Origin of the sequence: Paenibacillus alginolyticus DSM 5050 = NBRC 15375 (assembly GCF_000422905.1) — a bacterium.
In the GTDB taxonomy this organism is placed as follows: Bacteria; Bacillota; Bacilli; order Paenibacillales; family NBRC-103111; genus Paenibacillus_E; species Paenibacillus_E alginolyticus.
The window spans coordinates 45,486-67,542 of record NZ_AUGY01000019.1 but is presented as its reverse complement, the minus strand read 5'-3'; the positions used below and the strand labels follow the sequence as shown (position 1 = coordinate 67,542).

Below are 22,057 nucleotides of genomic sequence, written 5' to 3'. Positions count from 1 at the left end.
AAGCGCGTGGCTCTCAAACAGATAACGGCTGCGGCCGGCGAATGCTAATGCTGCTCTCCGAATAAACGGGCGCATACAATCACATTCACAACTCCAGGGCGACTTCGTTCGGTTGCTTCCTATGGAACCTTTCAGCGCTACCAGTTCCACTCTCTGAAGGGCTTACCGCCTACTACTCCCTATCAACGTTTCCAATATTACTCAAAATGGTTTACATCATATGATATCGAACATTTGAAATAGAGTCAATATATCATTCCAGTATTACCGTTTATGCATAAATTATGCTTGCTTCCGAAAGATGTTACGAAAATGAATAAGAGCCTCCAGCCGCTATAAGCAGCCAGAGGCTCTTGCCTATGTAACAGGTTATTTATCTAGGCAGATAGATAACCTGCCCAACGGATATTTCTTGATCACTCATGCGGTTCAGAAGCTGAAGCTCACGCGGGTTGAGTTGATAGCGTTTGGCAATGGATTCCAGCGTATCTTCTTTTTGAACAATACATAGTTTGAGTTTCCTAAACTCTTGGCTTCCTGTGTTGCTTTGAAGAAAGAGTCGTTTCCACTCCACAGCATCTATTCGCGTTTCTTCCGCAAGTGCAGCTTGAGCTTCTGCTTCTGCATTCCTCTTATCGGTTAGATACGAGCCTGCCTTAGAAAGCAGCGATTTAATACCGTACGGGTTGATGTCAACAGCCTCATTCGCCTTTTTGCCAAAGGCGACCTTGAGTTCTTTCTTGTCTTCCGTAACCACCGTGCTTTCTTGATGGGGTGTCACTTTTAGTTCGGTTTGTTCAATCTCCACAACAACAGCACCATCGTTAGAGCCAAATTCAGAAGCAACCTCATCTTGAGCGGGAGCCTCATAGGGAGGAGGAGCCGCATAAGACGATACGTTTACGGGTTCTTGAATGATCGGAAGTGTCGGTGGTTCCTGGACGAACTGTGGCGTATAAGGCACAGCTGGCTCGAACCTTGGGATGTTAACCTCATGCACAAAAGTAACTTCCTCTTCTTCCCGCCAGCTCTCCAACGGAGCCGAAACAATTTCGACGCCTTGCAGGGAAAGCACACCTGTAACGTTCAGACTTCGTGCTGATAAAAGATCAATATCAAAATTTTCAATTTCGACTTGAATATCTTCTACACGATGAATGCGATTTAAAGGCAATGTGATCTCGACTGGAATCAGATGCTCTAGTGATCTGGGTGCATCCCTTTCTTCACTGAAATAATTGCCCGTGAGCAGCAAATTTCCTTTCAGTATTGCTTGATCATCCAAAGTAATTACCTGAATATGAGGAAGCAATTCTACATCATTCAATTCTTGTATCCCCGCTAAATCTTCTTGCAAATGAACGCGTTCATAGATATCGAATCTTAAACCTGGTTGTTGTTCAGACACCGAATTAATCCTCCCTTCCATCAAATCCAGATGCTGGACAGCATGCGGATTGTTTGGCCATTTACTTGTTTGTCTCTAAAAGTATATGGGTGGGTAGGGCTAGGCATGACTACATTTTTACAGGGCTGAAACTTCCTCTAGCAAAAGTTTGAAATCTTGCGGCAATGGAGCATGCACGATGACCTGCTTCTGAGTAACAGGATGATCGAACGAAAGCCTCTCTCCATGCAGCGCTTGTCGATGAAACAAACGCGATGAACCCCCGTATAGGGAATCCCCTGCTAATGGGTGGCCTATGTGACTGAGATGGACCCGAATTTGATGGGTTCTCCCTGTTTCCAGCTCTAATTCCACAAAAGCTGCCTTCTTCATTTGCTCTAAAACCCGATAATGCGTAACCGCTTGATCACCGCTTGGTGAAACTCTTCGCTTGCCTGAGATATAACGATCTTTACCGATAGGCTCATCTATCGATCCTTGTTTTAGACGAAATACGCCTTCAGCTAGCGCCACATAGCGTCTATCAATCCGTTTGTCACGCATTGCTTCATCCAGAAGCACATGCGCCCACTCATTTTTGGCATAAAGTACAGCTCCGGTCGTATCTTGATCTAAACGATGGATATGGCGAATCCCACAAGCCTGGCCAGTCGATTCAAAATAGTAGGCTACCGCAGAAGCCAACGTACCGCTTTGCCCTGCTTCTGCTGGATGTACGGACATGCCTGCCGGTTTATTAACGACAAGGCAAAAGTCATCCTCATACAAAATGGCAAGATCAAAAGGCTCTGGTCTGAAAGCAGCCTTCTCTTCAGGAAAAGCATGAAGTCGAATTTTGTCATCCTGAATCCGAATAAGGCCTTGAGAGGCAAGTCGTAGAAAATACTTTCTAGGAACTGGCAGTATAGCTGCTAATTCTTCTATTGCCCCTGGTTTAAGAGGTTTCCATAACGAATTGGGTAGGGGGATCTCTAACCATTCTCCGCTGCGCTTCCACTCTGTCATTGATGTGTTCCTTTTCGAAAAGATAGATAGATTGCGAGCAAAATCACTAGAAAGACAAAAACAACGGCCATTAAATCTATTGGAAAATCAAAAAAGTAATATCGTTTCATAGCATTCATGGCTCCTTAAGGAAATAGGGATTATGTACACTTTATTTTAACAATTACCAATAACAATTGCATGCAAAAATATGATAATATAAATCTTGTATTGTCTTTTTTCGACATTACTTATCAAAATATCTAATACCAAATAGAATAATAGAGCAGGAGAGGGACACCTTGGGTAGTTCAATATTAGAGCATTTTCGGAGTTATAGTTGGCTGAAGCGCACTTTTCTCGTAATAGCTGTTTGTACTTTTCTTAGTTCAAGCTTCTTATTTCTAACCCCTCCGGGGGGATATATCCGCGAATATTTGGCTAAAACCGTTATTACGACGCAGCATCGTGACTGGGCCTGGATTTTCGTTGGTGCGGAACGTAGAGATCAGATGGTTCTCGAAATGCAAAACTTGACCGAAATCAACTCTGTTGAAAAACAAGATTTGCGAGCGGTTCAATTCAATAAAAATCGTTCAAGGGAAAGTCTCGTGAAAGTGGAAGATATTTCTGGCCAGTTATGGAAGGGCAAGAAAATGTATGTATATGACCCACGTACGATTCGTGTCGTTGTACCCGCAAAGCAAGGTGAAGGGGAAAGAATTACCTCCATGGTAGAGCGTACTGGCGCTGTCGCCGGCGTAAATGGCGGTGGCTTCAACGATCCAGACGGACTTGGAAACGGATTTGCGCCAATTGGTGCTATTATGTCCGGCGGTGAAATTCTTTATACAGACCAAGAGGGCAGCGTTCCTCAACATATTGTTGGATTCACAAAAGAAGGCACACTCATTATCGGGAAGTATACGATTGACGAGCTGCTCAAACTTGGTGTCACGGACGCCGTATCCTTCTATCCGCGTGTTATTGCTAACGGAAAACCGCTCATTACTAGCGGTGACGGAGGCTGGGGACGCGCACCTCGTACAGCTGTGGGACAAAAAGCCGACGGAACAGTTATCTTCATCGTGATCGACGGCCGACAAACGCACAGTGTAGGCGCAACACTCAAAGAGGTACAAGATCTATTTCTCGCTGATGACGTTATTAATGCCGGCTTCTTGGATGGTGGAGCTTCCTCCGAGATGGTATACAACGACGAACTGATTACAAAGCCCTCCAGTCGTTATGGGGAGCGTCGCTTACCTTCTGCTTTTCTAGTTTTTGATCATCCTGATCAAGTAAAGGTCAAGAATGTTTGGGAAGGGCTTAAGACAATCGATCCAGGTGGTGCTTATGACCACCCTGAATTCTTGAAAGAACAAGCGAATAAAAAAGCGAACCCGCCTAAAGAAACAGCTACACCGAAGCCAACAACATCAACCAAGCCTGAATCCAGCAGTGAAGCTGGTAAGAATGGCACGTCTAATCCTCCTTCAGGAACAGATCATGGTACGGTCAAACCAAGTCCGTCAACGAAGCCTGAAACTTCACCGACGCCTTCTACGAAGCCGAGTCCATCTCCGACTACGGGCACTGGCAACGGCAATACAGGCACAGGTTCTGGCACTGGCACAGGAAGCTCCTCACCGGGAACTTCCACATCTTCAAAGCAGAGCCCTACGCCTACACCGAGTACAAGCCCTAACCAAGGGCAAACAAACAATGGGAATCCTGCATTGCCATCTCCAACCGCTGCTCCTACAATAAAACCAGAATAAATCTTCTACATAAGTCGCAAAAGACCTGGCCGCATTGGCCAGGTCTTTGTATGTTCACAAACTTATAATCGTTTCAATGCTTCACGATGAGCATCGATTGTGGCATCGATATCTTCATCGGAATGTACCGTAGATACAAACATGCCTTCGAATTGCGAAGGTGCAACTGAAACGCCTAAATCGAGCAAATGGCCAAAATAAGCATTAAACTTAGCCAGATCAGACGTTTTGGCTGTATCGTAATTCGTGACAGTCTCCTCGGTGAAGAATGGACATATCATGGATCCTACTCGGTTAATTGTGCTTGCTACGCCAAATTCAGCAGCATTCCCAGCAAAGCCAGCTTCCAGCTTCGCGGATTTGCGTTCCAGTTCCTCATACACATTAGGCTCACCCAATAAGGATAACGTTGCGAAGCCTGCTGCCATCGCTAGTGGATTGCCGGATAAGGTTCCCGCCTGATAGATTGGACCTGCAGGAGCAATCTGCTCCATGATGTCCAGTCGGCCTCCATAAGCGCCAACAGGGAGTCCTCCGCCAATAACCTTACCTAGACATGTTAAATCAGGTGTAACGCCGTACAAGCCCTGAGCACAGTGTTTATGCACGCGAAAGCCAGTCATCACTTCATCGAAGATTAACAAGGTGCCATATTGCTGCGTAATGGAACGTAATCCTTGTAAAAACCCTTCAGCTGGAGGCACTACGCCCATATTCCCCGCAATCGGCTCAACGATAATAGCCGCGATTTCTTCCCCAAACTTTTCAAACACTAATTTGACCGATGCCAAATCATTGTAAGGCACCGTGATCGTATTCGAGGCCACGCTATTCGGTACCCCTGGACTGTCTGGAAGGCCTAGTGTAGCTACACCGGAGCCAGCTTTGATCAGCAGCGCATCTGCATGTCCGTGGTAGCTTCCTTCGAATTTCACGATCTTGTCACGCTTCGTAAAGCCACGTGCTAACCGCAGGGCGCTCATGGTCGCTTCTGTCCCCGAATTCACCATGCGGACCATATCCATGGACGGCACCCGTTCAATAACCAACTTTGCCATTTCCGTTTCTAGAAGCGTCGGAGCACCGAAGCTCGTCCCTTTTTCCGCTGTACTTTTAATAGCTTCCAGCACGACAGGGTGAGCATGTCCTACAATTAACGGACCCCAAGATCCTACATAATCAATAAAGGTATTGCCGTCAATATCCGTTACGCGAGAACCTGAACCCTTCTCCATGAACAAAGGTGTTAAACCAACCGACTTGAAGGCGCGAACAGGACTGTTCACTCCACCCGGAATGATCTTTTTAGCTTCTTGAAAGGCTGCCGAAGAGCGCGTGTCGATTCTGCTCGAATTTTCCATAATTTCATACCCCCCGTAAACTATCTATGATAAAATGAGTGGACTTACTATACATAAAGGCGGTACCCCTATGATCGATATCATCAAAAAAGTACCTTTATTCTCCCAATTGAATGAAGAACAATTGGGCGCTCTAGCTCAGATTTGTACAAGACGCACATTTACAAGAAGTACCGTCCTATTTTCCGAAAAAGAAGTCGGCTCCGTCTTTTATATGGTCCTCAGCGGCTCTGTCAAAATCTTCACAACTAGCAGCTCTGGTGAGGAAAAAATCTTGTCCATCTGCAAATCAGGCGAAAGCTTTGGTGAACTTTCACTCATTGATGGCAAGCCGCGCTCTGCTTCAGCCCAAACGTTGGAGGACAGCGTGCTCCTCACATTGACAGGACAAAATTTCCTCGAATTGCTACGCACTCATTTTGACATTACCTTGGGCATTATGCAAGAGCTCAGCAGTCGACTGCGCGATACGAATCAACAAGTGTTCGACTTGACCTTCTTAGACGCGAGAACGCGTGTCATCAAAAGTTTGATCAAAATGGCGAATAAGCATGGACTGCGTAACGGAAATACGATTACGATTAAGCTGGTCCTTAACTTTGATGAAATATCTCAACTGGCCGGCATACAAAAAGTGACGCTCATGCAGGTGATTCGTGATCTGGAAGAAAAGCAAATCTTGATCATTTCATCATCCGATTTCAAAATAGATCTGGCAAAACTTCGTTAAATCGAACTGACTGTTTCTACGGCTTCCGGCGGCTGGCTTTGGATCAGATCTGCAAGCTGCCACGCAGCCTCTTTACCTTGCCTAATACAGTCAGGAAGACCCACTCCATGAAACCCCGCACCTACGATAAGGACTTGAGGCATAGCTGCTTCAAGCTCTTCACGGAACTGTGCAATCTGCTCCAGATGACCCACTGGATATTGCGGCATGGAATGCATGAGTCGCGTTACATCCGTAAAGAGCGGTTCAGCCGTTAGTCCTAACAGTTCTCGAAGGTCATGGCGAGCTTTGCTAACTAGTTGTTCATCTGACCATTCCGGCCACTCTTGTTCACCAGCACGACCGATATAACAGCGCAGAAGAACCTTCCCGTCTGGGGCTGTATGGAGCCATTTAGCAGATGTTAACGTACACGCCGTAATCGTCCTGCCCTCGGTTTTCGGTACTAGAAAGCCCGATGCATCCAGTTCAAAAGGGATGTCTTTGCGATCGAAAGCCATAATAACATTCGCCACGGAAATGTAATCAATCTTCTTAAGCTTATTTGCTGCAGGGAAATCAGCTAACAACTGCGCTGCCTGATAAGTAGGCGTAGTCAGGATAACGCCATCAACTATTTCACTATGCCCGTCCTCAAAGATAACCTCGGCTTGCTGCTGTCCCATTTTACGAACGGATACAACCCCAACGCCATTTCGTAGATCCACAGTTTTTAAGGCGTCTTCTAAGCCCGCAACCAATGTTTGAAGTCCCTTCTTGAACGTCACGAAAACCGAGCTGCGAACCGCAGAAGGTAAGTGAGCACTCTCTTCATTCACGTTTTTGCGGCTGGCCATCATCCCTAGAATTAAACTTCTATGCTTTTGCTCCATCGCTCGAAACTGCGGGAACGTTGCTTTCAAACTAAGCTTAAACGTATCTCCCGCATAAATCCCTGCTAGAAGCGGCTCCACGATACGTTGAAGCACTTCTCTCCCTAAACGGCGCTCCAGAAAATGCCCAAGAGATTCATCTGCCGATACATCTCGCTTAGGCAGGATCAAATCCAATGCGGCTCGCATTTTGCCTAATGGGGAAATGAGGCCTGTCTTCATGAACGGTGTCATTTGCGTTGGTATGCCGAGCACTAAGCCAGGCGGCATGCGGTGCAGCTTGCCTTGGCGTACGATGTACGTCTTTTTTGCACCAGGATTGGTACCAGTAAGCTCATGTTCAAGCCCAAGGTCATAAGCCAGATCAATGATAGGGCGCTTCCGTGCAAGGAAGGAATCCGGCCCCTTTTCAATGACGAAACCATCTCGCTCTATGGTATGAATTTTCCCGCCAAATGTCGGGGACTTCTCCACCACAGAAAGACGAAAAGGAGCCCCCGCTGACTCCAACCTTTTCTTTAAGTAAAAAGCTGCGCTAAGCCCCGTAATCCCCCCGCCAACAATCATGTAGTGAGGAATCCTAGTACTCATGATAAACTAGTGACCTCTTTCCATTTCTTGTACACAACATCACTCAATGTTTCCAGGTATAGAGGGTCTGTATTTAGGGATTCTGTTCGTTCCAAATGCAGTCCAAGCTCCTTAGCCAAAGCCTGTGCTTCAATATCGATATCGTAGAGAACCTCCAAATGATCCGAAACAAAACCGATTGGACATAGGAGAACATTCTTGACATTCTCTTCTTGATTGATTTTTCGAATAACATCCAAGATATCCGGACCGAGCCACGGCATCGCTGTTTGCCCAGCACTTTGCCAACCGAACTGCCAATTCGTTAGACCTACACGTTCGGCAATAACTTTGGAAGTGGCAAGCAATTGATCTGGGTAGGGGTCTTTCATTTCAAGAATTTTCTCAGGCAAGCTGTGCGCAGTAAAGATAACACGCACATCATTTCGATTCACACCTGCGAATTTCTCCAAGGCTTTGTCAACACGATTACTAAGGGCATCCACCAGTTTAGGATGAAGATGGTAGTCAAGAACGAAATCAATCTTCAGACCAAGCGCCTCTGCCTTATCTTTCGCTCTCTTCACATAGCCGCCAACGCTCATCGTGGAGTAGTGAGGGGCAAGAACGATTCCCACAGCCTCCGTAATACCATCTTTGACCATTTGCTCTACACCGTCTTCTACGTAAGGCTGAGCATGCTTCAGGCCCTGATAACAAACGAATTCAAGGTCAGGATGTTCTTGACGAAGTGTATTCTCCAAGCCTTTAACCTGCTTGTTCGTATTTTCACGCAGCGGGAAGAACCCTCCAACAATTGCCTCATAACGAGCCGTTAGTTCATGCAGCTGCTCAGGTGTTGGAGGATGACCACGTCTAATATGTGTGTAATAGGCTTCAACTTGATCCAAACTTTCCGGCGTACCATAAGACATGACTAAAACACCTATACGCTGACTCACCATGCTAAACACCACTCTTTTCTGATTGCTGAGATAATACGGAATGTGAGTAAGTATGAATGAATGTAGTCAAATCCTTTAGCTTCTCAAGCGATGCTTCCGGGAATAAACCATGGCCAAGGTTAAAGATATAACCTGGTTGCTGGATTCCCTCATCTATGATGGCTTTCGCCTGCTGCTCAATAACGCTCATCGGAGCTGTTAAAATATAGGGATCCAAGTTTCCTTGCACGGCAAAACGCTCGCCAACTCTCGCGCGGCCTACAGAAATTGGAATCCGCCAATCTAGACCAATGACATCCGCTTGAATGTCTTTAAGATAAGGAAGCAGCTCCCCTGAACTCACGCCTGGGAAATAAATCTTTGGCTCCTTCAAGTCCGCAAGTTCTTTGAAAATACGCGTCATTGTCGGCAGCACATACCTTTGGAAATCCGCAGGAGAAAGCGCGCCAACCCAGCTATCAAATACTTGAACAGCTTTGGCACCCGCTGCGATATGCGCTCGTAAGTAGGTAATGACCATATCGCCTAGCTTCTCCATTAAGGCAAACCAAACCGTAGGTTCGGAGTACATAAGCTGCTTCGTACGAATATAGCTTTTGGATGGTTTACCTTCGATCAAGTAGCTCGCAATCGTAAATGGCGCACCCGCAAATGAGATGAGGGGAACCTCTAGCTCCTTGTCTAAGATACGAATCGTTTGAATAATATGCGATAAATCTTTCTCCACATCGATAGGACGCAGGCGCTCAACATCTTGCGCTGTTCGAACTGGTGTATGAATCACAGGACCCACATCTTTGACAATATCAAAATCAACCCCAAGTGAAGCTACGGGATTCATGATGTCCGAATATAAAATGGCCGCATCAACACCCAACTTTTTGATGGGCATCATCGTAACTTCCGCAGCTAGCTCTGGTTGCTGACAAATTTCGAGCAGTGAATACTTTTCTTTGATTTTGCGATAATCCGGATCGTAACGTCCAGCTTGGCGCATATACCAAACAGGCAGCATATCCACCTGTTCTTTTCGGCATGCTTTAATAAAATTATCGTTGTAGGTCATGAGGCACCTTCCATATATAGGGATCTTTGGCCCTAAGCCAAAGTCTCTCCGATTGGTTTCCATCTATTCTCATTCATTATGCCCTAATTATACCCCTGTCACAACTGAGGTAAGCTTAGGTTTTGCGACAAAAGTATGACAAAAGAACCATCCGCACTAAGACTACATGCTGATCGTTTCCACCGGAAACTGCTCGCCTTTGCATCTTAGGTGAATGGCTCTATTTGGAAATTATTTATTTTTTCAAATAACGAGCAATATCTTTGGCAAAATAAGTCAAGATGATATCAGCGCCGGCACGTTTGAAGCTCGTCATTGTTTCCATTACGATAGCTTCTTCATTCACCCAGCCCTGCAAGGCAGCAGCTTTAATCATCGAATATTCCGCACTCACGTTATAGGCTACTACCGGCAAATCGAAGTTATCCTTCAGCATCCGAATGATGTCCATATAAGCAAGAGCCGGCTTCACCATGAGGAAATCAGCGCCCTCTGCAACGTCACTCTCCGCTTCACGCAAAGCTTCGCGACCGTTGGCTGGATCCATTTGATACGTCTTACGGTCACCGAATTGCGGCGTTGAATCCACAGCATCTCGGAATGGACCGTAGTAAGCTGATGCATATTTAACGGAATAGGCCATAATCGGTGTATTCTCATAGCCAGCTTCATCTAAACCTGAACGAATCGCATGCACATAGCCATCCATCATGTTGGAAGGAGCGATAATGTCAGCACCCGCTTTGGCTTGTGATACAGCCGTTCGAACCAATAGCTCCAAGGAAGCATCATTTGCCACATCCGCATGTCCTGTAATCGGATGATGATGGATAACACCACAATGGCCTGTATCTGTAAACTGACATAGACACGTATCGGCGATAACGAGCAAATTCGGGTTCAATTCTTTAATCAAACGAGTTGCTTGCTGCACAATGCCTTCATCCATAAAAGCGGATGTTCCTTTCGCATCTTTATGATCCGGAACACCAAACAGAAGAATAGCTTGAATGCCAAGCTTTGTAATTTCTTCGATCTCTTCCTGCACTCTATCTAAAGAAAAATGATAAACACCTGGCATCGAAGGGATTTCGGACTTGATGTTCGAACCGTGAGTGACAAAAATCGGTTGTACAACATCGTGAACAGTCACTTGATTTTCACGTACCAGATTACGAATAGCTGCATTGCCGCGTAAGCGGCGATGACGAATGATAGGGAAACTCATATAGAATTCCGCCTCCTTATTGGCGCTCAGAAGCAGCTCCTTATCCTTATGAAGCTGCTTCTGAAGCATATTTATTATTTATGTTGCGAAATACTTTGTACCAATGAAGCAACGGTAGCCTCTTCTGCCATATACGTAACCGGCAGTCCACATTGACTAGCAGTCTCTGCGGTTTTGGGTCCAATACAAGCAATTTCAACCCCTTGCAGCAAGGATAGCGGGTCTTCCACACCCAGCTGACGCAAGGCAACAAGCAAGTTTGTAACCGTGGATGAACTTGTAAAAGTTATGATATGAATGCTTTGATTTTGCAGAAGATGAATGATTTCATCCCCATCGTCTGTTGTGAGTACATTTTCGTAGACATCAACTTCCGTTACTTCAAGACCGAGCTCTTTAAGCTTATCAGGCAGATAATCACGTGCCAAGTCAGCCGTAGGTAATAGCACCTTCTGACCGGCTTTCAAATCTGCTTGAATGGCTTCCAGGATACCATCGCCGTGAAATTTGGCTGGGAGTACATCCGCAATAATGCCACGCTCAGCTAGCGCTTCGGCTGTCTTCGGGCCTACGGCTGCTATGCGAGCATTCCTCATTTTACGTACATCAATCCCTTTTTCACGCAGCCTGCGGAAAAAATACTCAACACCGTTTACGCTTGTCAGCAGCACCCAGTCAAATTCATGAAGCTTGTCTAGCGCCAGATCCAACGCTTGTATGGCCTCTGGGCGGCTTGGCGGTTGTAATCGAATTACAGGGAATTCGACCGCTTCCCCTCCCATGTCATCGATTAAATCCACAAGCTCACTTGCTTGGCTTCTAGCTCTTGTGACAAGCACTCGGCGCCCAAAGAGCGGCTTCTTCTCAATCCAGGCCAGCTTCTCACGCAGCTTAACAACTTCACCAACAATAATAACGGCTGGCGATTTGAAATTAGCTGATCTCACCTTCTCCGTAATATCAGCCAAGGTTCCCGTAATCGTTTCTTGATCTGCCCATGTCCCCCATCTGACGAGGGCAACTGGCATTTCTGGCGGTTTGCCGCAGCGAATCAATTCACGGCAAATTTGTTCAAGATTCGCTACACCCATCAAGAAAACCATGGTGCCAATCGCCTTGGCCAGATGCTCCCAGTCCAAACTGGAATAGGTCTTATTCGGGTATTCATGACCGGTAATAATCGCAAATGACGAAGTGAAGTCGCGATGAGTTACTGGAATCCCCGCATAGGCAGGAACCGCTATGGAGGATGTGATACCGGGAATAATATCGAAGATCACATCGTTATCTGCGAGCAGCTCCGCTTCCTCGCCCACTCGACCGAAAACGCTGGGATCGCCGCCTTTGAGACGAGTCACTACTTTCCCTTGAAGGGCTAGATCCACGAGCAATTGATTAATTTCTTCTTGCTTAAGTATATGTTTGTCCGGAAGCTTACCGACAAAGATCAGCTCAGCTTCCGGTCTACGATGCTTGAGGAGACGTGGGTTGGCCAGCCGGTCATATACGATGACATCGGCTTTCTGGATAGCTTCCATACCGCGAACCGAGATGAGCTTAGGATCTCCGGGACCCGCACCAACGAGATAAACTCTTCCTTTGTTCACGAAGCTCACTTCCTTACCTCAGCCAGGATACGTTCTGCGCCTTGCGCAATAAGCTTATCGGCAACAAGCAAACCTAGCGCTTCCGGATCGCTCCCGGAAGCTGTTTCCTTGAGCATGGTGACGCCGTCCGGCGTACCAACCATGCCCGTTAAAGTGAGCAGCGGCGCCTCTGATGAGCTGCTGTCTTCACTTATGCTCGCGTAAGCGCCGAGCGGCACTTGGCAGCCTCCATTGAGTCTGCCAAGGAAAGACCGCTCCGCTCGCACCGCGAGCGCGGTAGGCTCATGCTGGAACCTGCTCAGCAGGTCCAGCATGAAGGCGTCGCCGCCCCGGCACTCGATGCACAGCGCCCCCTGCCCTACGGCAGGGAGGCAGATCTCGGGCGGCAAGTACGCGCTGATACGATCCTGCCAGCCGATCCGGTGCAAACCGGCCGCGGCAAGCAGAATCGCATCGAAGTTCTCCTCATCGAGCTTGCGCAGCCTCGAATCAATGTTCCCACGGACCGACTCGATGCGGAGGTCCGGGCGGAGGTGCTGCAGCTGGCTGGCGCGCCGCAGCGAGCTTGTTCCGACGAGCGCGCCTTGCGGCAGCTCGTCCAGGGAGCGGTGCCCGCGTGTGATCAGCGCATCGCGCGGATCCTCACGCTTCGGCACCGCTCCGACGACCAGCCCTTCGGGTAGCTCGAAGGGCATATCTTTCATACTGTGGACGGCCATGTCGATGTCGCCGTCCACGAGTGCCTGTTCGATTTCCTTGACGAACAGACCCTTGCCGCCTACCTTGGACAAGGTGACATCCAGAATGCGGTCGCCCTTCGTGACAATTTTCTTTATTTCAAATTGACAATCGATCCCATGGTCCGCTGCAAGCTGTCTTAAGAGCTCCACAACTTGCCCTGTCTGAGTTAATGCCAACGCGCTTTGCCTAGTTCCTACAATGATTGTTCTCATCTCTACCCGCCTCCCTGTACTTGCTGCCCGATATCCTTGATAACTGCTAACCAAGCAGATAGATCTATACCTCTATCACCAACTTGCTCTTGTATCCAAGGTTCTTTCTCTAACGTTATATAGAGCTTCTTTTTCCAACTCTCGAACGTGCCGTCCCGAATTTTGGCCAGCACGTCCCATTCAAGCATCTCTTTAAACACACGTTGTCTAGCCTGTTTATCGGCCACCCTGCTCTGAATCAGTAACCGCAAATCACTAAGAAAATCGAGGTAAGTTTCATACTCCTCACCATAAGCGTTGTCCAATTCTTGAGCGATTTTACGAGCAGCTGAAGGACTTGCTCCACCAGTTGATACAGCAATAACTAACTTCCCTCTACGAACAACAGAAGGCACGATGAAGGAGCTCAAATGAGGTTGATCAACAACGTTGATCAGCTGTCCCTGCTTTGATGCTATCTCATGCACGTGAGCGTTAACTTCCGCATCATTCGTTGCAGCTACAACCAAGGTGTAAGGAGCAAAATCTGAGTCCCTATCGATCATTATCGATGGATGAAACGTTTGCCTACACAGAACCACTTCAGACTGGTTCTCCATCTCCATAAGCCCCAAAGTAAATTCTGTGCTTACGATTGTTACATGGGCACCTGCTTGCAGCAGCGATTTCACTTTTCTTTCAGCTACAGCACCGCCTCCGATGACTAAACATCGGCGTCCGGACAGTTTCATCATAATCGGATAGGGATGATTCATCGTCGTTAGCTCCATATCCAACCATGAAAGCCTGAAACCAGATTAGAAACCACGAAATTGAGAACAACAATCAAGAATGCCGCGAGATTCCATGCTGCCAGCTTATTGCCCGAAATACGCATAGAATGCTGCTGAAATAAATAAAAAGCGTACGCTGCCAAAACAAAAAATGAATTAATCACCTTAGGATCATAAAGTAAATTACGATCTCCCTGCAGCACAACCCAGACCACACCCAGACTTAAAGCCATAAGAAGCAAAGGTGCACCGACAATAACGGAGAGATAAGTGTAATGTTCAATCTTCTCAAGTGAAGGTAATCGCATAACCGTTTTTGAAAATTTCTTCGCTTTCAACATTTTGTGTAGGAATACATACATGCCTGAGAAAATAGCTGCAATCGAGAACGCCACGTAACTGCTAATCGCTAGGGTAATATGGATAAATAATAACTCATCATTGATGTTCCAATCAGGCTTAATTGGCGTTACATGCGGATTACCGAATACATTCAAAGCCAAAATGGCAAAACCGAGCACATTCACAAAAAATACAAACAATTCAATGCGGAAAAATCGGTTTATCAACAGTGAAATCGTGACTATCAACCACGAAAACATAAAAAGTACGTCCGACCTGGCAAACGCCCATTCCGTTAAATGACCGTACAAATTAATTCCTAAGTAAGCAGTTTGCAGCACCCATACAAACAAAAGCAGCCCCGTCCCCATCCGTTTCGCGCTTCGGTTCGCATTAGCGAAATCCGAAAAGTAAAACAATAGGCTCAGGGCATACATATAAATCATCGCATCAAACAACCAGCTACGTGTTACCATGGCACCTCTCCTAGGCGATTAGCGCCCTTTTCTTCAAGATTGGGCTAGAACATCAGCTGTCTGTAAACTAAGCACGGATAACTTGTCATCCAGCATCTGCTTAGCTTCAACTGCTTTATGCCCGGCTTCTAGTTCTTGTGCTAACTGATTGGCTTTCTCTTGTTGTTCAAGGGTCTCTTCCAGGGCAAACAGTTTCGTGAATAGCTCAAGCGCTTCATCGCCATGACGCTCTCCTGCCATTTCCTTAATTCGCAGGATCGGGTCTCGCAGCACTTGATTCACAATGCTTTTCGTCAATTTACGAATAACTTTAATCTCACGTTCATCTAGGTCCGGCAGCTTCTTTAACATATTATCCATCGTCTCTTCGTGGATCTGACTCGCTTTTGTTTGAAGAGCGCTAATGACAGGACTTACACCCAGCGTCTTTGTCCATTGTTCGAAAACACCGATTTCAGACTCAATCATCGTTTCAATCTTTGCAGCTTCTTTCTTTCTCTCTTGCAAATGCTTGTCTACGATATTCTCCAGATCATCGATATCATAAAGAAAAACATTCGGTAATCCGCTAATTTGTGGATCTAGATCCCGAGGGACCGCAATATCCATCATGAAAAGCGGACGTGATTTTCTTTTTTGAACATAGGACTGAATATCATTTTTCGTAAGAACATATCCCGGAGCGCCCGTCGAGCTAATTATAATATCCACTTCCGCTAAATGCTCCATCATGTTATCCAAGGTACATGGAATGCCGTTAAATTTCTCGGCCAATTCTACTGCACGTTCAAACGTACGGTTAACCACGATAACTTTGTTAGCGCCATTGGCGTAAAGGTGCTTCACAGTGAGCTCGCTCATCTTACCAGCACCAATAATCATAACCGTCTTGTTCATGTAGGTACCGAATATTCGTTTACCAAGTTCCACCGCGGCGTAGCTGACGGAAACTGGATTATTGCTAATGCCTGTTTCGGAGTGTGCTTTTTTGGCAAGTGTCACGGATTGCTTAAACAAGGTATTGAAATAAGCTCCGGTTGCTTTCATATTTTGAGATGATAAAAAAGCATCACGCACTTGTCCTAGAATTTGGGTTTCCCCAATGACCATGGAATCTAAACCGCTTGTTACGCGGAATAAATGTTCAATCGCTTTTTCATTTTCATACATATATAAATGCTTTTGGAATTGATCCTTGCCGACTTGGAACCAACGTTCAATGAAGTGAGTCAAGTAATGACTGCACATCTGCGGTCGATCCACAACAGCGTAGATTTCCGTGCGATTGCAGGTGGCGACAATTACACACTCCAAAATGCTTTTCGTGTCTTTCAATTCTGCCAATGCCTTAGGTAAATCCTGCTCGGAAAAAGCAAACTTCTCCCGAATTTCTACCGGGGCCGTACGATAATTCAAGCCAAGCGCGATAATATGCAAAGGTACCACCTGCCTTTCCGTCTAATTCTATGTACCATTATAGCACAGCAAAACAAGCAATCCGACAAACTTTTTGTATAAATTATGAATGCTTTCATACTGCTCGTTAGTTTTAACCGCATTCCGTTCTTATATACCTAATATAGGGATCTTTGAGCGTAGCTCAAAATCTCTCCGCTTTGGGATCTTTGAGCGTAGCTCAAAATCTCTCCGCTTTGGGATCTTTGAGCGTAGCTCAAAATCTCTCCGCTTTGGGATCTTTGAGCGTAGCTCAAAGATCCTCCCTATAAACTCTTTATTGAAGTGCTTTTTTTCGTATAAAAGAGGTTAAATTCCGATCTAATTCTGCCATCTTCGTATTTTGAGACGAAACAATATCGCCATTCGAAGCCATCATTTTCTCATAAAGATCGTACATACTTTTGTACTGAAGACAAACTTCCTTCAAAACCTGGATTTCATCCGGCTTTAAAGCTCGCTTTCCACCTACCTGCAGACGCTTTAAATACTGCATTAGCTGAGTCATACTGTCCAGTGAAGTCAAATATTCGCTTCCTCCCGCAGCAAGCACTAACCGTTCATGCGTATAACTTGCCGAGTAAAGGGCTTGCCCCACAGCGTTCAATCCTTCTGTATCTTTGCTTTGAGCAGCTTCTTCCAGATAGCTCTTCAGAAGTTCCATCTGAAACAGAGATACTTGATACAGTAGATGAGTAGCATCATGCGCTTCTTTATGCGGGCCTAGTATTTGAACGAGTTGATAGATAGGCCAGATGATGAGAAAGGCAACCAAACTGTAAATCACTGCTTTTCTAACTATTTTCTGCTTCAAATCCGTTCCCCCAGTTCATGTTAGCTTCATGTTTGGACATATGTCGCAATAACATTGTATGGGTATCTGGACAAACAAATAACCACGGATCTCTCCGTGGCTATCGTTATTGTTATGCGCAGATTCTTATTTAACAAGCTCTGCTTGCTTTATTTCAGGAGTTTCTACTTGCAGTTCACCCATTCCGCGAACTAATTTCTTCGCATAGAATGTTTCTGGTTTCAATACGGATACCATAAAGTCAATTGCTAATTGAGGGTCCACTGTATCACCGCAAGTATAACAATCAAGCGCGGCAAAACCTCTCTCAGGATAAGTATGAATGGAGAGATGACTCTCGGACAACATAACAAGTACAGTTGCTCCTTGTGGTTCAAATTGCTTGGATTGTACAGATAATACGGTTGCTCCGCATACCTCGGCAGCTTCTACCATCTGAGCCTGCAGCCAATCTGCATTGTTCAGAAGTTCGAAATCTACCCCCCAAGTATCTACAGCAACGTGTCTTCCGAAAGTTGAGTATTCTGTTTCCATCTTTCGGTTCCCCCTTCCTAGGAATAAAATGTCTGAAAAAAATTTCATCCGCTAGGACCTACGTCATTCACTTCCCGAGGGTATAATCTCTCGCAACATTCAATGTCCTGAGTGAATCCTGGTTCCTATATTGTTTCAACGAGAATAAAAATAACATCTATCGACGAGAAATGCAATAGTTTTTTTTGCCAAGTGACGGAAAACAAAAAAGACCCTAAAAAGGGTCTATTGTAATTGGGTATATGTGTAGTTAAGCCTCCAATATAAACAAACGATGCGTTAGCTCATTGAGGCGAGTGTCGATCTGCTGATGTTCTTCCTGTTCCTGCAGCATATTACGCAAATCAAGAAGATGGTTAATTTGATCGTAGATCATTTCAATCTCTTGCTCGACTTCTCTCTTTTGAAACATTTGCTGCATGAGACCAATGGTGTCTTTGTACTCATAGATAACGGTCAACAATTGCCCTTTGACTTCCTCGATTTTAACGACGGTCCCACGCTCATAGTAGTAAACCATAGTATAACTAGGGTAAATCCGATTTACTTTTGCGCTTCCTTTAAACTCTGACACCGCTTTACGCATCAAATTAGCCAGTAATGTGTTACTTAATCTGCAGGATCCTGTGCATTCATATAGGCCCGATTTCTTCTCAAATGAAAGGACGATTTCCTGACCTGCTCCATCTTGAAAAACAACCTCTTGGTTGCCATTTTCCAAGACCTTCACTTGCAATGTCACTTGATGATCCACAAACATTTGAAAAAACCTGAACATCTCGGCTTCTGTTAACTGGAGGCAGGTTTTGACATATTCAGTCGCTAACCTTTGTGCCATAAAAATCCCTCGATTCTTTGTTTTCAAGCCATTAACTATTACCTTGTTTATTATTATACTACATGCGTCTCTAATATTCCTGCGTGCAATTCATTATAATCAGCCAAATATTCTGAAAAAACCAAGGAATTACGGAATGCCAGCAAATTTTCCCCAGTAAACCTCGCTTTCCCGTATACTTCTTCTTGATTTTCTCTGTCTTTTGACGTCCTTCTTATCCTTACACAAAAAACCGCCCTATGAATCAGGACGGTTCTTGTTCTTTATCTTGTACTTTCTCAATCACCAGTTCATTTGCTTCTTCAGGCTCTGGCTCTCCATAAGCAATGGCTTGCTCTAGAATCCCCCAAAGCTCGTCCTTGCCGAGCCCAAGCTCCGAGGAAAACATCAACGGTTGGACACCTTTATCCATCCCCAGTGTTTCTCGGACAATTTTGATGTGCTTAGGCCATCTGCTTTTCGGGATCTTATCGGCCTTAGTCGCGATGACGATGACAGGCACATCATTATGTCTTAGCCACTCGTACATGGCTTGATCATCTTTGGACGGAGGATGCCGCAAATCAACTAATTGCATAACAAGGCGCAGTGTTTCTCGATTCATTAAGTAGCTCTCAATGAATTTTCCCCACTGCTCCCGTTTCGTTTTGGAAACTTTGGCGTAGCCATAACCTGGAAGATCTACGAAATATAAGTCCTGGTTGATTTTATAATAGTTAAGCGTTTGGGTTTTGCCGGGCTGTGAGCTGGTTCTAGCCAAATTTTTGCGGGAGATCATACAGTTAATGAGCGAAGATTTCCCGACATTAGAACGCCCTGCCAGAGCAATCTCTGGCAAGGCATCCTCTGGATATTGGCTAGGTCCAACCGCACTGATAATAAACTCAGCTTGATTGACTTTCATGGATGTTCAACTACTTTCTATCGTTATCCGACTTGCACGGGAGGCTTATTTTTGACAAGCGCATGTTCAAGCACTTGATCCATATGGCTGACTGGAATGAAGGTCATCTCGGCGCGGACACTTTCTGGAATTTCGATGATGTCTTTTTCATTATCCTGAGGCAGCAGGATGGTACGTATACCAGCTCGGTGTGCCGCGAGCGCCTTTTCCTTGAGTCCACCGATTGGCAGTACTCGGCCGCGCAATGTGATTTCACCTGTCATAGCAACCACACGAGAAACAGGAATATTCGTCAATGCCGAAATCAATGCTGTTGCCATTGTAATTCCTGCAGATGGGCCATCCTTTGGAATAGCGCCCTCAGGAATGTGAATATGGATATCGTTCTTCTCATGAAAGTCAGGTGCGATGCCAAGCACATCAGCCCGCGAGCGTGTATAACTGAAAGCAGCTTGCGCTGATTCCTTCATTACATCGCCGAGTTTACCCGTCAAAGTCAACTTGCCTGTTCCTGGCATAACGGTGACCTCAATGACTAAGGTATCCCCGCCAACCTCCGTCCAAGCAAGGCCTGTTACAGCACCTATTTGATCTTTCTCTTCAGCTACATTATAGCGGAACTTGATGGGTCCTAGATAGTCCTTCAAGTTTTCTTCCGTTACATGTACCGGTGTAGTTGGATTAGATACGATTTTTTTGGCTGCTTTGCGATTCATGCCTGCGACCTGCTGCTCTAAATTACGAACGCCCGCTTCACGCGTATATTCACGTACGATTTTCATTAAGGCAGCTTCATCCACTACAAGTTGATCTTCTTCTAGACCGTGCTCACGCTTCTGCTTAGGCAGCAAATACTTTTTCGCAATTTGAAGCTTCTCAATCTCTGTGTAGCCAGGAATGTAGAGAACCTCCATCCGGTCTAACAAAGGGCGAGGAATATTGTGAACAGCATTCGCCGTTGTCACGAACATGACATTGGACAAGTCAAACGGAACTTCAATGAAATGATCACTAAAAGTGCTATTCTGCTCGGGATCAAGTACTTCAAGCAATGCCGAAGCCGGATCGCCGCGGAAATCCATTGCCATTTTATCAATTTCATCAAGCAAGAAAACAGGATTATTCGTTCCAGCGTTCTTCATCCCTTGGATGATCCGTCCCGGCATAGCCCCAACATACGTACGGCGATGACCGCGAATCTCAGCCTCATCTCTAACCCCGCCAAGCGAGATACGGATGAACTGTCTTCCCATGGATCTAGCAATCGATCGAGCAATGGAAGTTTTCCCAACGCCCGGAGGGCCAACTAAACAAAGGATAGGTCCTTTCAGCTTCTTAACAAGCTTCTGTACCGCTAGGTACTCGAGTACGCGCTCCTTTGGCTTATCAAGTCCGAAGTGATCCTCATTCAAGATTTCCTCAGCCTTATCTAGATCCAAGTCATCTTCGGTATTTTTGGACCAAGGCAGTCCCAGCAGCCAATCAATATAGTTGCGGATGACGCCTCCCTCGGCAGAAGTCGCTGGCATCTTCTCAAGACGGTCGATTTCCTTCTCAACCTTCTCGCGGACTTTCTCCGGCAATTCGGCTTCTGCCAACTGGTTGCGTAGATCATCCACTTCGCCAGCGCGGCCTTCCTTATCGCCAAGTTCCTTCTGGATGGCTTTCATTTGCTCGCGAAGGTAGTATTCCTTCTGCGTTTTTTCCATTTGTTTCTTAACACGCTGGCTAATTTTACGTTCGAGTTCAAGCACTTCCCGCTCATTATTCAAGATATTGAGCATTTTCTCGAGACGCTCGCGTACATCTACAGTCTCCAGAATCTCTTGCTTATCCTTAATTTTGAGCGATAAGTGGCTGCATATGACATCTGCTAAACGGCCTGGCTCATCAATGTCCGAGACAGCAGCAAGTGTTTCTGGTGTAACCTTTTTCGACAAATTAATGTAATGCTCGAATTGGCTTAGTACGCTTCGCATGAGCGCATCGATCTCAGGATCGGTGATTTCTTGCTCCGGTAATTCCTTAGCCGTGACTTCATAATATTCATCATTCACGAGGTATTCAACAATCTCAGCACGCAAAACACCTTCTACCAAGACACGAATCGTTCCATTCGGCAGTTTCAGCATTTGCCTTACCTTAGCAATCGTCCCGATGCGATAAATATCCTCTTTGGCAGGTTCTTCTATGTTGATCTCTGATTGAGAGCAGAGGAGAATCATGCTGTCATCCACCATTGCCCGCTCGAGTGCTTTAACCGACTTTTCTCGCCCTACATCCAGATGTAGAACCATGCTCGGATAAACCAGCAGTCCCCTTAGAGGCAATAGCGGCAATCTGCGCACCTTGATTTTTCCGGGTCCCATCCTCTGCACCTCCTAATATATGGATCT

The 22,057-nt window shown here is 45.9% G+C and carries 19 protein-coding genes and 1 other annotated feature (1 of these 20 running past the window's edge); of the genes, 2 read left to right on the top strand and 17 right to left on the bottom strand.

Annotation, left to right across the window (positions count from 1 at the left end; translation table 11 throughout):
- Window positions 1-195 (bottom strand) — a binding site (T-box leader) (it extends 58 nt beyond the left edge of the window).
- A gap of 178 nt (window positions 196-373) precedes the next feature.
- Together G519_RS0110590 and G519_RS0110585 are read right to left on the bottom strand one after the other, a co-directional pair.
- A complete protein-coding gene (locus tag G519_RS0110590) occupies window positions 374-1,408 on the bottom strand; it encodes a LysM peptidoglycan-binding domain-containing protein (RefSeq protein WP_029194654.1) in 1,035 nt (344 codons plus the stop codon).
- A gap of 117 nt (window positions 1,409-1,525) precedes the next feature.
- On the bottom strand, window positions 1,526-2,413 hold the full coding sequence (locus tag G519_RS0110585; RefSeq protein ID WP_029194653.1) for an RluA family pseudouridine synthase: 888 nt from the start codon (window positions 2,411-2,413) through the stop codon (window positions 1,526-1,528).
- A gap of 281 nt (window positions 2,414-2,694) precedes the next feature.
- On the opposite strand from G519_RS0110585, the gene G519_RS42575 reads away from it, so the two are divergent.
- Window positions 2,695-4,173, top strand: a complete 1,479-nt coding sequence (locus tag G519_RS42575) for a phosphodiester glycosidase family protein (RefSeq protein WP_051253312.1) — start codon at window positions 2,695-2,697, stop codon at window positions 4,171-4,173.
- 62 nt (window positions 4,174-4,235) lie between these two features.
- Here the strand turns inward: G519_RS42575 and hemL are convergent, their stop codons facing one another.
- Complete coding sequence (gene hemL, locus G519_RS0110570; RefSeq protein ID WP_036632617.1) at window positions 4,236-5,534, bottom strand: glutamate-1-semialdehyde 2,1-aminomutase; 1,299 nt, start codon at window positions 5,532-5,534, stop codon at window positions 4,236-4,238.
- Window positions 5,535-5,604: 70 nt separating this feature from the next.
- Between hemL and G519_RS0110565 the strand changes: the two genes are divergently transcribed.
- Window positions 5,605-6,264 (top strand): Crp/Fnr family transcriptional regulator, encoded by a 660-nt coding sequence (locus G519_RS0110565; RefSeq protein ID WP_029194651.1) that lies wholly within the window; start codon window positions 5,605-5,607, stop codon window positions 6,262-6,264.
- On the opposite strand, the gene hemG is transcribed toward G519_RS0110565, so the two are convergent.
- The 14 genes from hemG to lon all read right to left on the bottom strand — a co-directional run bounded on the left by hemG (window position 6,261) and on the right by lon (window position 22,030).
- Window positions 6,261-7,727 (bottom strand): protoporphyrinogen oxidase, encoded by a 1,467-nt coding sequence (gene hemG / locus G519_RS0110560; protein WP_029194650.1) that lies wholly within the window; start codon window positions 7,725-7,727, stop codon window positions 6,261-6,263. The two genes, G519_RS0110565 and hemG, sit on opposite strands and share 4 nt — an antisense overlap.
- Entirely contained in the window at window positions 7,724-8,671 is a 948-nt protein-coding gene (gene hemH, locus G519_RS0110555; RefSeq protein WP_029194649.1) for a ferrochelatase, read from the bottom strand. The genes hemG and hemH overlap by 4 nt, the downstream gene beginning before the upstream one ends.
- 1 nt (window position 8,672) lies before the next feature.
- Window positions 8,673-9,737, bottom strand: coding sequence for a uroporphyrinogen decarboxylase (gene hemE / locus G519_RS0110550; RefSeq protein WP_029194648.1), 1,065 nt, complete (start codon window positions 9,735-9,737; stop codon window positions 8,673-8,675).
- A 235-nt stretch (window positions 9,738-9,972) separates the two neighbouring features.
- Entirely contained in the window at window positions 9,973-10,965 is a 993-nt protein-coding gene (gene hemB, locus G519_RS0110545; RefSeq protein ID WP_029194647.1) for a porphobilinogen synthase, read from the bottom strand.
- Between the two features lie 74 nt (window positions 10,966-11,039).
- On the bottom strand, window positions 11,040-12,572 hold the full coding sequence (cobA, locus tag G519_RS0110540; RefSeq protein WP_029194646.1) for a uroporphyrinogen-III C-methyltransferase: 1,533 nt from the start codon (window positions 12,570-12,572) through the stop codon (window positions 11,040-11,042).
- A gap of 5 nt (window positions 12,573-12,577) precedes the next feature.
- Window positions 12,578-13,525, bottom strand: a complete 948-nt coding sequence (hemC, locus tag G519_RS0110535; RefSeq protein ID WP_029194645.1) for a hydroxymethylbilane synthase — start codon at window positions 13,523-13,525, stop codon at window positions 12,578-12,580.
- Window positions 13,526-13,527: 2 nt separating this feature from the next.
- Window positions 13,528-14,280 (bottom strand): precorrin-2 dehydrogenase/sirohydrochlorin ferrochelatase family protein, encoded by a 753-nt coding sequence (locus tag G519_RS42570; protein ID WP_051253311.1) that lies wholly within the window; start codon window positions 14,278-14,280, stop codon window positions 13,528-13,530.
- Window positions 14,281-14,285: 5 nt separating this feature from the next.
- On the bottom strand, window positions 14,286-15,116 hold the full coding sequence (locus tag G519_RS0110525) for a cytochrome C assembly family protein (protein WP_029194644.1): 831 nt from the start codon (window positions 15,114-15,116) through the stop codon (window positions 14,286-14,288).
- 33 nt (window positions 15,117-15,149) lie between these two features.
- On the bottom strand, window positions 15,150-16,553 hold the full coding sequence (gene hemA / locus G519_RS0110520; RefSeq protein ID WP_029194643.1) for a glutamyl-tRNA reductase: 1,404 nt from the start codon (window positions 16,551-16,553) through the stop codon (window positions 15,150-15,152).
- 295 nt (window positions 16,554-16,848) lie between these two features.
- Window positions 16,849-17,385 carry a hypothetical protein gene (locus G519_RS51600; RefSeq protein ID WP_029194642.1) on the bottom strand — a complete coding sequence of 179 codons (537 nt, stop codon included), beginning with the start codon at window positions 17,383-17,385 and terminating at the stop codon, window positions 16,849-16,851.
- Between the two features lie 126 nt (window positions 17,386-17,511).
- Window positions 17,512-17,919 carry an adenosylmethionine decarboxylase gene (gene speD / locus G519_RS0110510; RefSeq protein WP_029194641.1) on the bottom strand — a complete coding sequence of 136 codons (408 nt, stop codon included), beginning with the start codon at window positions 17,917-17,919 and terminating at the stop codon, window positions 17,512-17,514.
- A gap of 250 nt (window positions 17,920-18,169) precedes the next feature.
- On the bottom strand, window positions 18,170-18,757 hold the full coding sequence (locus G519_RS0110505) for a hypothetical protein (protein ID WP_029194640.1): 588 nt from the start codon (window positions 18,755-18,757) through the stop codon (window positions 18,170-18,172).
- 244 nt (window positions 18,758-19,001) lie between these two features.
- The gene (gene yihA / locus G519_RS0110500; RefSeq protein ID WP_029194639.1) at window positions 19,002-19,661 is read right to left on the bottom strand and encodes a ribosome biogenesis GTP-binding protein YihA/YsxC; all 660 of its coding nucleotides are present in this window, start codon (window positions 19,659-19,661) and stop codon (window positions 19,002-19,004) included.
- A gap of 23 nt (window positions 19,662-19,684) precedes the next feature.
- A complete protein-coding gene (lon, locus tag G519_RS0110495) occupies window positions 19,685-22,030 on the bottom strand; it encodes an endopeptidase La (protein WP_029194638.1) in 2,346 nt (781 codons plus the stop codon).
- Between the last annotated feature and the right edge of the window lie 27 nt (window positions 22,031-22,057).